This window comes from Pseudarthrobacter sp. NPDC058196, assembly GCF_042882685.1.
GTDB lineage: Bacteria > Actinomycetota > Actinomycetes > Actinomycetales > Micrococcaceae > Arthrobacter.
Window position 1 is genome coordinate 103,575 of sequence record NZ_JBHVVN010000005.1, and the last position, 10,326, is coordinate 113,900.

Below are 10,326 nucleotides of genomic sequence, written 5' to 3' on the forward strand. Positions count from 1 at the left end.
CCTAATCCCGCCAAATGCTGGAATTCGGGCTGTCGCGGGGTTAAGTTTGCCGGTTAATGGTCCTGCCGACGATCGATTGGGTGAGGGCGTCAATCACCTCCGAGTTCGCCAAGGGGTTGCGGATCAAGGTGAAGTCCACATCTCCCACCGCGGGAAGGTCGAAGCGCCGGGTAATGATCTTCAGGTCGTCGGGGACCAGCGAGGTGGGCATGACGGCAACGCCGATGCCCGCCCGGACGGCTGCGAGCACTCCGCTGATCTGGCGGGTGGTGCAGGTAATCCGCCAGGTCCTGCCGTGGGCTTCCAGTGCATCGATGGCCAGTTTCCGGCTGAGGCTGGGAGATGGGTAGGCGATCAACGGCACGGGTGTTCCGGGTTCCAGCGACGTTTGTTCAAGGCCCACCCAGGAGAACGAATCGTGCTGGACCACCGTGCCGTCCTTCGCCCCGGCCACCCACTTCACGAAGACCAGGTCCAGTTGGCCGGCGTTGAGTTTTCGGTAAAGCTGGTCGCTTTGGCCCACAGTGAGTTCCAGGTTGATCTGCGGGTAGATCTGCCGGAATTCGCGCAGGATCCGTGGCAGGCCGGTGATGGCGAGGTCATCCGCCGTGCCGAACCGCAGCCGTCCCCGCATCGCGGAGCCCGAAAAGTAGCGGGCGGCGGCATCGTGGGCTGCGAGGATATTCCGGGCAAATCCGGCCATGGCGTCGCCGTTGTCGGTGAGCCGCACGTCCCGGGTATCCCTGGCGATCAGGCTGCGCTTGGCGGCCGTTTCAAGCTTGCGGATGTGCTGGCTGATGGTGGGCTGCGCCAACCCCAGGCGTTCGGCGGCCTTGGTGAAGCTCAGGGTGTCCGCCACGGCCAGGAAGGAGCGTAGCTGGGCTGGTTCAAACATCTCGGGACTCCCGCGGTATCCAAGGTGGCGTGTATTGCGTTTTGCAATACGAGTTATAGGGACCATACCGCTCCATAATTGCCTCCGCCAGCCTAGCGTTAAGGACATCCCAGACCGCCCGCAATTTTGAGGACACACCTGTGGCACCCCCACCGCCTTCGTCGGCCTCCGTCACCCAGCCAGTTATCGACGCGGCGGGCTCAGCGCCGCCGGACAACCAGACCCAGCCGCTCGCCGTCGTCCCTGAAAAGCTCCCTTGGCGGCACACCTTCATCTCGCTGAAAGTGCCCAACTTCCGGATCTTCGCCGTGGGCCACTTCATCGCCGTCATCGCCATCTGGATGCAGCGCATCGCGCAGGACTGGCTGGTGCTGCAGCTCTCGGGGTCCGTGACGGCCGTAGGGTTCACGGTGGCCTTGCAGTTCATGCCGTCCCTGGTGCTTGGGCCGTGGGGCGGAATGATCGCGGACCGGTTCGCCAAAAGGAAGATCCTCATCCTGTGCCAGAGCGTGGCTGCCATCCTTGCGGCGGCGCTTGCCGTTCTGGCCCTGACCGGCGTGATCATGGTGTGGCACGTCTACGTCATCGCGTTTGTCCTGGGCCTGGTGACCGTCCTTGACCAGCCCGCCCGGCAGGTGTTCGTCAACGAGCTCGTGGGCCCGAAATACTTGCGGAACGCCATCAGCGTCAACTCCACCACCTTCCAGCTGGGCGGCCTGATCGGGCCGGCCATCGCGGGCCTGCTCTTGACGGCAGTGGGGGCCGGCTGGGCTTTCGCGGCGAACGCGCTGGCCTGCTGCTCCACGGTGACCATGCTCCTGCTCCTGCGCAAGGACCAGCTCTTCGTCAGCGCCCCGACGCCCAAGAGCAAGGGCATGCTCCGGGAGGGGCTGCGCTATGCCCTGAGCAAGCCCACCATCTACTGGCCATGGCTGATGGCCGGGTTCATCGCGGTGTTCGCCATGAGCCTGCCGGTGCTGCTTGCCGCGTTCGCGGACCACGTTTACCAGGTGGGAGCCGGCGGGTATGGACTCCTCAATGCCCTGGTGGCACTCGGAGCACTCTCCGGCGCCGTGGCGTCCACCCGGCGTCGTCAGCTGCGCCTGCGGTCCGTGGTGTTCTGCGCCGGGATGTACGGCCTGATGCTCTGCCTGGCTGCCCTTGCCCCGTCCATGGTGTGGTTCGGTGCCGTGATGGTCTTGTCCGGGTTCTGGTGCCTGATGTTCCTCACCGGGTCCAACCAGTTGGTGCAGGTCAGCTCCAACATGGCCATCCGCGGCCGGGTGATGAGCCTGTACATCATGGTGCTGATCGGCGGCCAGGCGCTGGGCGGGCCCATGCTGGGCTGGATCGCCGAGCACGTTGACCCGCACGCCGCGCTGCTGGTATCCGGCGGCGTACCCGCGTTGGCGGCACTGTCGGTGGGTGCCGTGCTGGCCCGCAAGGGCGGCCTGCAGCTCCGGATGGACCTGAAGTGCCGCCGCCCCCTGCGGATCGTCAGCCGGCACGCCGGCGCCTAATAACCGCCGGCGCCTAGGGAGGGCGCGCAGGCCCTGCTGTCCGGGTGAGCTGCCTAAAGCGCGGCCAGGTGCAACGCCTTGTGCGGGTACTCCGCAGCGCGCTCCTGGAACTGCAGTACGGCCTCGTTCCGGATGACGCCGCCGCGGATCTCGATTGCCCGCGCTATGGTGTCGTTCGCGTCCCACGCGGCCGGTCCGCCCATGACTGTTTCGAGGAACGGTTGAAGCGCCTGGCTGATCTCCCAGCTTGAGGAGTTCCAGAGGTAGGACGGGCTGTGGTCCACCGCGTAGTAGTTGATGTGGTCACCGACCGTGATCATCGGAGCCGCAAACGTGGTGGACTTGGCCCAGCTGAAGCCCATGCCGTCATCGCAGGAAACATCAACGATAAGGCTGCCCGGGCTGAACGCTGCCAGGTCCTCGGTCCGCAGGTACGTGAGCGGGTTGTTCGGGTCCTGCAGCGTGCAGTTGACCACGATGTCGCTCTCGGCGAGGAACGGTGCCAGCGGGACCCTGCCCCGTTCGGTGATGACCTGGCTCAGGAAGGGAGCCTCGTCGTCGTGGTCGAACTGCACAATGTTCACTGAATGGATGGGGGCGCCCACCGCTGCCACGCCGCGGTTCGTCAGCACTTGGACGTCGTGGATGCCGTGCGCGTTCAGCGCCGTCACCGCCCCGCGTGCCGTGGCGCCGAAGCCGATCACGACGGCGCTCAGCCGGCGCCCGTAGTCCCCGGTGGAACCCGTCAGCGCCAGCGCGTGCAGGACCGAGCAGTAGCCGGCAAGCTCATTGTTCTTGTGGAACACGTGCAGGCCGAACCCGCCGTCGCTGGCCCAGTGGTTCATTGCCTCAAACGCGATGAGGGTCAGTTTCTTGTCGATCGCCAGCTGGGTGATGGCGCGGTCCTGGACGCAGTGCGGCCACCCCCAGAGGACCTGCCCGTCCCGCATCTCCGCCAGGTCTTCCGGCTGCGGTTTGGGCAGGAGGACGACGTCGGCCGCGGCCAGCAGTTCTTCCCGGGCCGCCATGCGTCCCACCAGTGTGGAGAGGAGGCTGTCCGGGACGCCGAAGCGCTCGCCGTAGCCCTGTTCGAGGATGATGCGCTGCCGCAGTGCGGGGGCGATCCGTTCGACGTGCAGGGGGTGGATGGGTACGCGGCGCTCGTCCGGTTTGCGCGTGGAGGCCAGGACGCCCAGGCTCAGCCGGGGTTCTTGGCCGCTCACTTCTTTTTTGCGGCCTTGGTGGACGTGATGTCCAGGGAGCTGGCCGGCGCTGCGGCGGCCTTCTTGTCTGCGCGCTTTTCCTTGATGGACTTGCCGGACTTTTTTGATGCCGATTGACGCGGGGACTTGTCAGCCATGATTGCTCCTGTAGCGGAACCGAAAAGGTTCCTGGCTACCGACCCTACACCCCTGCACCTAATGGGCGCCGGGGCGGCGGCAACACGTGGGGAGGGAGGTTCCAGAGCGGCTGACGGGAATCGAACCCGCGTATCAAGCTTGGGAAGCTAGCGCTCTACCATTGAGCTACAGCCGCAGTGCCGCCACTCGCGCGGGGCAGAACTTAGCTTAGCGCAGATCGAGGGGCTCCCTGCCAACCCGGCAAGCAGGGCGTCGCGTGTCCCCCAAACCCCCGGCGTCATCCAGTAACTCTTCAATAACGTCGGCCCTGCCGGCTAGGTCCGGCGGACGGGCGCTGGCTAACCTGATCCGGGTAGCGGCCACATTGGGGGAGGCGGCTACTGCGGCAGCCGACGTCAACCACAGGAATATCTTCATGGCAAGCGCAGAAAACGAGGTCCTCATTGAGCGTGATGCCATGGCTGTGTACCAGTACCTCCTTGACGCCACCAACCTCCCCTCATGGCGGCATGACGTCCGCAGTGTCAAGCTCGTGCAGGGTCCGGCCGACAGCACGAACGCCGTTTACCGCAAGATGGTGGCCGGCCGTTCGGGGCTGAGCATTCCCGCGGAGCTGGAAATCACCAACGTCCGGCCCGGGGCAGAAATCGAGTTCCACATCGTTTCCGGGCCCGCCACCCGTTGGGGCGGGTACTACCTCAGCACGGAAGGCTCCGGCACCCGCGTCCGTTTCGCCGTGGAAGCCAAGCGCGAGGGCCGGTTCGGCATCCTCAACCGGCTGGGCCTCCTGGACGGGATGCTGCAGCGCCGCGTCAGCTCCGACGTCGCGCAGCTCGAGCGGCTGAAGGACGTCCTGGAGCTCCAGCCCGCCCTCTGAAACGGGGGGCGGCCCCAACCATCCCGGGGCTACTGCGCCAGCCGCTGGCCGGACCACGGCCCGGCAATGTTCGACGGCGACCCGAGGCTTCCGGAGCTCAGGTCCCAGTACTGCACGGTGTCGTTTGCGCGGCGGAGCGCCACTCCTGTGGAGTTCAGCCCGGTCACGTTGCGCAGCGCGCGGATCCCGGTGACGTCCGTCCAGCCCGTGGCTACGGTGGGGCGTGCCTCAGCGCGAAGCGTGGTGGTGCCCCACCCGCGGTACAGCGTGACAGTGCCATCGGCCTTGAGCGCCAGGATGTCCTGGAAGCCGTCAGCGTCGTAGTCCACCATGGCCAGGCGGGAGGCGGAGATGCCGGTGGCAATGGTGACGCGGTCGGCGATATCGCCGGTGCCCTTGTTCGGGTAGAGGAACAGGTTCCCGGAGCCGTCGAGGGCAAGGATCTGGGGCATCCTGTTGTTGGCGCACCAGCCTCCCACCGCCAGGGTCAAGGTGTTCCAGCCGCCCGTGCCGAGTGTGATGGGCGCCTGGAATCCACCGGTGGCGATGCCCCGGTAGAGGGCCAGGTTGCCTGTGGCCCACTGGACCAGGGCGTCGTAGGTGCCGTCGCGGTCCCAGTCCGTCACGAAGACTTCCTTGGCGCCGGCGAACCCTGAGCCGATCACTTTCGCTGCGGCGTAGGTACGGGGGCCGGTGGCTGCCCTGTTCAACAGTTGCCCCGCCGAGTCGACCGACACGAGGTCAGCCGGGCCCGTGATGGCAGCGGCGGAAAGGTTCAGGGTGGGCGGCATGTGCCGTACCGGGGCGTCGCACAGGCTGGGCGGCGGTGCCGGAAAGGCTCCGCCGGAGCCGGAGCCGCCCGGGGAATCGAGGGTGCCGGCGGGCAGCGTGGTGTAGCCGAAAAAGTTCACCACTCCCCAGATCTGGTAGGTGGAGTTGGTGTAGGAGATGCCGGCTCCCATGACGTTGAACCGGGGGTCCAGGAGCATGGCGTTGTGCCCGGGGGAGCCCTTCCACCATTCCACGAGCTGGGCGGCGTCGCGGTCTGTGCGGATGGCGATGATCTCACCGGCCCCGTTGTTGGGGTTGAGCGCGCGGGGGTCCGTCCAGAAGGAGGCCCGGTGCTCCACCACCTCCCGGGTGGCGATGTTGTCCGACCATTCCTGGGACATGCCGGCCACGGTGGGGTGGTACTTCACCTTGTTCAGGCCGTTGGCCACCCGGTATTCATTGATCTTGGTGAAGACCGTGAGGATGGCGGCCGCATTGCTGTCCGGGACGAGGGCCTCGGTGGAGGGCAGCGCGGTGGCCGATTCGGGTGCGGCCACCTGGGCCGGAGCGGAGGTGGCGAGTTCCTGGTCGGGCGCCCACAGTGGGGGGATGGACGGCACGTCGGCCGGCGTCGCTGCGGGAGTGGTGGCGGGGAGCGCCGCGGTGGACGGCATGGCGGACGTGGAGGATGCCTCAGCTGTTGATGACGTTGCGGGCGCGGACGCAACTGTGGGCGCGGGGGTGGGTGCGGGCAGCGGCGAAGCGGCCCTGATGTCCGGGTCCACGGCCGGGGTGAGGTTCCCGGTGCCTGCATTCGCAGCAGCGGACCTGCCGGAGTTGCGCACCAAGGGAGCCGAGAGGGTGATGCTCGCCGTGCCCGATGCCTGGCCGAACGGCGGCACAGGAGGAGCAGTGGCGGACGATGAGACCAGCGCCAACGCACAGAGCACGCCAATGAAAGACGGTGCCACCAATTTATCCACAACATCCCCAGCTCTGTCATGCCTACCCGGGAGACCATTCCGGCGGCTTTCATTCGCAACATTAGCCCCACGGGGCCACAGCAACAACGGGAAAGTGCGGCTGTGGATAACCGATACGGTAATTTGGGAGCCGTGCTGATCTCTGACCGCGACATTCGTGCCGAAATTGATTCCCAGCGGATTGTGCTGGAACCTTATGACCCCGCGATGGTGCAGCCATCATCCGTGGACGTCCGGATCGACAAATTCTTCAGGTTGTTCGACAACCACAAGTACGCGCACATCGACCCCGCGCTGGAGCAGCCCGAGCTGACGCGGCTGGTGGAGGTGGAGGAGGACGAAGCGTTCATCCTCCACCCGGGGGAGTTCGTCCTGGGGTCGACTTACGAAACCGTCACCCTGCCCGACGACATCGCCGCCCGCCTGGAAGGCAAGTCATCCCTGGGCCGGCTTGGACTCCTGACGCACTCCACCGCAGGCTTCATTGATCCCGGTTTCTCCGGGCACGTCACGCTGGAGCTGTCCAACATGGCTACCCTGCCCATCAAGCTCTGGCCCGGCATGAAGATCGGCCAGCTCTGCTTCTTCCGGCTCAGCTCCGCGGCGGAATTCCCCTACGGCCAGGGGGAGTACGGCAACCGGTACCAGGGCCAGCGCGGTCCAACTGCCAGCCGCAGCCACCTGAACTTCCACCGCACCAGCATCTAGCACCGGCAACCCCCCGGCGCACCGGCAGCCTCCGGAGCACCGGCAACCCTAGACCTGGGGCGCGACGGCGGCCCGCCGGATGGCGGCCTTGGCCAGGGGTTCCACATAGCGTGCAGCCAGCGGGCCGAGCACCGCCATGAGCAGTACATAGGCGGTGGCCAGCGCCGCCAGCTGGTGCGGAACCGCCCCTGACGCGACCGCCAGGCCTGCGATCACGATGGAGAATTCGCCGCGTGCGATCAGTGCGGCGCCGGCTCGGAAGCGGCCCGGGCGGGCGATTCCTGCGCGTTTCGCCGCCCAGATGCCGGTCAGCATCTTGGTGGCCGCCGTGACTGCTGCCAGGACCAGCGCCCAGCCCAAAACCGGCGGGATCGACGTGGGATCCGTGTTCAGCCCGAAGGCCACGAAGAAGATGGCGGCGAAGAGGTCGCGCAGCGGTTCGAGGATGCGGGTGGCGCTGTGGGCCGTGGCCCCGGAGATGGCGATGCCCAGCATGAAGGCGCCCACCGCCGCGGACACCTGCATGGCGGACGCCGCGCCGGCCACCAGCAACGCCGCACCCAGGACGTTGAGCAGGAAGACCTCGGAGTTCTCGCTGTGAACGGCCTTGGAAACATGGTGCCCGTGCCGCAGTGCCACCATCAGGACCAGGCTCACCACCGCCAGGGCGATCCCCACGGTGGTGAGGCCGCCCAGGAAACTCACGCCGGCGAGCGTGGCTGTGAGGATGGGCAGGTAGACGGCCATGGCGAGGTCCTCGAAGACCAGGATGGACAGCACCACCGGGGTTTCGCGGTTTCCCAGCCGGCCCAGGTCCGTAATGACCTTGGCGGCGATGCCGGATGAGGAAATGTACGTGACGCCGCCCATGACCATGGCACCCACGCCGCCCCAGCCCAGGAGCAGCGCGATGCCGGCACCGGGCAGGAAGTTCAGGACCAGGTCCAGCACGCCTGCCTGCCACGAACGGCGGAGCCCGGTGAACAGCTCGGCGGCCGTATATTCCAGTCCGAGCATAAGCAGCAGCAGGATGACGCCGATTTCGCCGGAAAGGTGTGCGAACTCGTGCATCCCCTCGAGTTTGACGATGCCGCCTGCCCCGAATGCGAGTCCGCCCAGCAGGTAGAACGGGATGGGGGACATTCCAATCCGGCCGGCCAGCCTGGCCAGCAGGCCGAGGCAGAACACAACGGCCCCCAGCTCAATGAGGGTCTGGGCCAACGGGTCCATTCGGCTTAGCCGTGGCGCAGGATATTGGCTGCGGAGTCCAGGCCTTCCTGGGTGCCCACCGCCACCAACAGGTCGCCGGCGTGGAGGACGACGTCGGGCCCGGGCGAGGGCAGCACCTCGCCTTCGCGCATGATGGCCACGATGGAGACGCCGCACCTGGTACGGATGCAGGCCTTGCCCATGGGCTGGTTCTGGAACGGGGAGTCAGCAGCGATGGAGAACTGGCGGGTGACGATGCCCGGGACGTCCTTGTGTTCCTCGGCGAGCTTCATTGCAAGGTGCGTGCCGCCCAGGAGGTTGCCCAGGGTTGCCGCTTCGTCGCTGGTGAGCGGAATGGAGGCCTGGCAGGTATCGGGATCGTCCCAGGCGGAGACGATAAGTTCGGTCTGGCCTTCGCGCAGCTCCACGACGCCAATGCGGCGTCCCGAGGCGGTCATGAAATCCTTCCGGCGGCCCAGGCCGGGCAGGTTGGTTTCGTCCACGTTCATGGTTCCAGCCTAGTCTGCCTGGCAACACCTGGCCCGGGCCCCGGCGCGGTGCCGGAGGTGGCGTCAGGCAGCGGGGACGACGGCGATGGGGGCCTTGTCAGGAGACTTCACCGGCAGCAGGACCAGGAGCCCGGCCAGGAGCACCACCATGATGCCCAGGATGCCCCAGCGCTGGGCCTGCCCCGCGGGCACCAGCGGGGTGGCCACGGTGATGCACAGGGTGAAGAGGGCGGGTGCCAGGAAGCTGACGGCGCGTCCGGTGGTGGCGTACAGCCCGAAGAGCTCTCCCGATTCCCCGTGCGGCGCCAGCCGGGCCAGATAGGCACGGGACGAGGACTGGGCCGGCCCCACGAACAGGCAGAGGAACAGCCCGAACACCCAGAACGTGGTGCTCCCGGCCCAATCCATGCCGACGAAGGAATAGTTTCCGTTGCCCAGGACCAGGATGGCGGTCCCGGCGACCAGGAGCCCCACCAGGGAACCAGTAATAACTGCCTTGGGGCCCACTTTGTCATCCAGGAAGCCGCCGATCACGGCACCGATGGCCGCCACCACGTTCCCGAAGATGGCGAAGAAGATGACTTGGGGCAAGGCGAAGCCGAAGGTCCCGGCCGCGATGATGCCGCCAAAGGTGAAGACGGCGGCCAGGCCGTCCCGGAAGACGGCACTGGCGAGCAGGAAATAGATGGTGTGTGGGCTGGTGGCGTAGATGGCCTTGATGCGCCGGAACAGCAGCCCGTAGCTGGCCAGGAACCCCAGGCGTGCGTCCTGCGCGGCGCGGGGCAGTTCGGGAACGGCGAATAGCACCGGGAGGGCGAAGACGAAGAACCAGAGTGCGGAGAACACGGCTACCAGCCTGATGTTGAGGCTGTCCGTGGTGGACGCCCCGAACCAGTCGAAAGCCGGTTGGATGAACAGTTGCAGGACGATCAGGAGGGCCACGATTCCGCCGAGGTAGCCCGCGCCCCAGCCGAACCCGCTGACCTTGCCGATGTTCTGCGGTGTGGAAACCTGGGCAAGCATGGCGTTGTAGTTCACGCCGGCGAATTCGAAGAACACGTTGCCCAGCGCAATCAGGCAGGCACCGGGGAGCAGGAACTCCGGGTTTGGAAACACGAAGAAGCACAGCGCGGTGAGGATGGCGACGGCGGCCGAGTTCACTCCCAGCCATAGCTTGCGGCGGCCGCCCGCGTCCGAGCGCTGGCCGGTGACCGGCGCCAGGAGGGCGATGGCGAACCCGGCGACAGCCAGGGCGGCGCCCAGGACCGCGGAGGCGCTGTCCTCCCCGCCGAAGGCATTGGACGTGAGGTAGACGGTGAACACGAAGGTGGTCATGACCGCGTTGAAGGCCGCCGAGCCCCAGTCCCAGGAGGCCCACGCCAGGACGCGGCGCTTGCTGGACGTCCGGGTTCCGGTTTCAAGTTCCGAGGCAGGCCGCATTGCCCCCTGAGCGCTGGCGCTGTTCATACGTTGAATCGTATCCGCCCGTGGCG

10 protein-coding genes and 1 tRNA gene are annotated in these 10,326 nt (G+C 66.8%); 3 read left to right on the forward strand and 8 right to left on the reverse strand.

Features of this window, described 5'->3' with window-relative positions; translation table 11 throughout:
* Positions 1-40 precede the first annotated feature (40 nt).
* Entirely contained in the window at positions 41-895 is an 855-nt protein-coding gene (locus ACFVVC_RS08645; RefSeq protein ID WP_018760711.1) for a LysR substrate-binding domain-containing protein, read from the reverse strand.
* Between the two features lie 140 nt (positions 896-1,035).
* Between ACFVVC_RS08645 and ACFVVC_RS08650 the strand changes: the two genes are divergently transcribed.
* Positions 1,036-2,415 carry an MFS transporter gene (locus tag ACFVVC_RS08650; RefSeq protein WP_387451391.1) on the forward strand — a complete coding sequence of 460 codons (1,380 nt, stop codon included), beginning with the start codon at positions 1,036-1,038 and terminating at the stop codon, positions 2,413-2,415.
* 53 nt (positions 2,416-2,468) lie between these two features.
* On the opposite strand, the gene ACFVVC_RS08655 is transcribed toward ACFVVC_RS08650, so the two are convergent.
* The 3 genes from ACFVVC_RS08655 to ACFVVC_RS08665 form a co-directional block, all read right to left on the reverse strand.
* On the reverse strand, positions 2,469-3,638 hold the full coding sequence (locus tag ACFVVC_RS08655; protein WP_387451394.1) for a N(5)-(carboxyethyl)ornithine synthase: 1,170 nt from the start codon (positions 3,636-3,638) through the stop codon (positions 2,469-2,471).
* Positions 3,635-3,775 (reverse strand): hypothetical protein, encoded by a 141-nt coding sequence (locus tag ACFVVC_RS08660; protein ID WP_018760714.1) that lies wholly within the window; start codon positions 3,773-3,775, stop codon positions 3,635-3,637. The genes ACFVVC_RS08655 and ACFVVC_RS08660 overlap by 4 nt, the downstream gene beginning before the upstream one ends.
* A gap of 105 nt (positions 3,776-3,880) precedes the next feature.
* Positions 3,881-3,951 (reverse strand) — tRNA-Gly (locus tag ACFVVC_RS08665).
* A 240-nt stretch (positions 3,952-4,191) separates the two neighbouring features.
* Here ACFVVC_RS08665 and ACFVVC_RS08670 point away from each other — a divergent pair.
* Positions 4,192-4,653 (forward strand): SRPBCC family protein, encoded by a 462-nt coding sequence (locus ACFVVC_RS08670; RefSeq protein WP_387451397.1) that lies wholly within the window; start codon positions 4,192-4,194, stop codon positions 4,651-4,653.
* Between the two features lie 29 nt (positions 4,654-4,682).
* Here ACFVVC_RS08670 and ACFVVC_RS08675 read toward each other — a convergent pair whose 3' ends face one another.
* On the reverse strand, positions 4,683-6,395 hold the full coding sequence (locus ACFVVC_RS08675) for a CAP domain-containing protein (protein ID WP_387451400.1): 1,713 nt from the start codon (positions 6,393-6,395) through the stop codon (positions 4,683-4,685).
* Between the two features lie 144 nt (positions 6,396-6,539).
* Here ACFVVC_RS08675 and dcd point away from each other — a divergent pair, with 144 nt between their 5' ends.
* Complete coding sequence (gene dcd / locus ACFVVC_RS08680; protein WP_387451902.1) at positions 6,540-7,115, forward strand: dCTP deaminase; 576 nt, start codon at positions 6,540-6,542, stop codon at positions 7,113-7,115.
* Positions 7,116-7,163: 48 nt separating this feature from the next.
* Here dcd and ACFVVC_RS08685 read toward each other — a convergent pair whose 3' ends face one another.
* The 3 genes from ACFVVC_RS08685 to ACFVVC_RS08695 form a co-directional block, all read right to left on the reverse strand.
* Entirely contained in the window at positions 7,164-8,345 is a 1,182-nt protein-coding gene (locus ACFVVC_RS08685) for a cation:proton antiporter (RefSeq protein ID WP_387451402.1), read from the reverse strand.
* A gap of 5 nt (positions 8,346-8,350) precedes the next feature.
* Positions 8,351-8,833, reverse strand: a complete 483-nt coding sequence (locus ACFVVC_RS08690) for a cation:proton antiporter regulatory subunit (RefSeq protein WP_387451405.1) — start codon at positions 8,831-8,833, stop codon at positions 8,351-8,353.
* Between the two features lie 63 nt (positions 8,834-8,896).
* On the reverse strand, positions 8,897-10,300 hold the full coding sequence (locus tag ACFVVC_RS08695; protein ID WP_387451407.1) for an MFS transporter: 1,404 nt from the start codon (positions 10,298-10,300) through the stop codon (positions 8,897-8,899).
* Between the last annotated feature and the right edge of the window lie 26 nt (positions 10,301-10,326).

Coding starts and splice junctions, on each gene's coding strand:
- ACFVVC_RS08645 (WP_018760711.1), bottom strand. CDS start 895: ATGTTTGAACCAGCCCAGCTACGCTCCTTCCTGGCCGTGGCGGACACC.
- ACFVVC_RS08660 (WP_018760714.1), bottom strand. CDS start 3,775: ATGGCTGACAAGTCCCCGCGTCAATCGGCATCAAAAAAGTCCGGCAAG.
- ACFVVC_RS08670 (WP_387451397.1), top strand. CDS start 4,192: ATGGCAAGCGCAGAAAACGAGGTCCTCATTGAGCGTGATGCCATGGCT.
- ACFVVC_RS08685 (WP_387451402.1), bottom strand. CDS start 8,345: ATGGACCCGTTGGCCCAGACCCTCATTGAGCTGGGGGCCGTTGTGTTC.
- ACFVVC_RS08690 (WP_387451405.1), bottom strand. CDS start 8,833: ATGAACGTGGACGAAACCAACCTGCCCGGCCTGGGCCGCCGGAAGGAT.
- ACFVVC_RS08695 (WP_387451407.1), bottom strand. CDS start 10,300: ATGAACAGCGCCAGCGCTCAGGGGGCAATGCGGCCTGCCTCGGAACTT.